Below are 254 nucleotides of genomic sequence, written 5' to 3' on the forward strand. Positions count from 1 at the left end.
TACCGATATCACGCAACACTTTGCGATGACAATGAATTAATTGCTAAACAGCTCATTGAACTCACAGAGGAAAATTCCGATTGGGGATTTGGTCTGGGCTTCTCATATTTACGACATGTTGAGAATCACTGCTGGAATCACAAGCGGGTTTACCGCATTTACTGGGAGTTGGCACTAAATCTGCGGATTAAACCGAGAAGAAGACTAAAACGGCACGCGCCTGAACCATTGACAGACCCAATCCGAGAAAATCA

The 254-nt window shown here is 44.1% G+C and carries 1 pseudogene; it reads left to right on the forward strand.

Going from position 1 to position 254, the window contains the following annotated elements:
- Positions 1-254 (forward strand): annotated as a pseudogene (locus ACG9ZB_RS17595) (IS3 family transposase); the annotation flags it as partial.

The sequence above is a fragment of the Acinetobacter johnsonii genome (genome assembly GCF_048551975.1).
Classification (GTDB): domain Bacteria; phylum Pseudomonadota; class Gammaproteobacteria; order Pseudomonadales; family Moraxellaceae; genus Acinetobacter; species Acinetobacter johnsonii_A.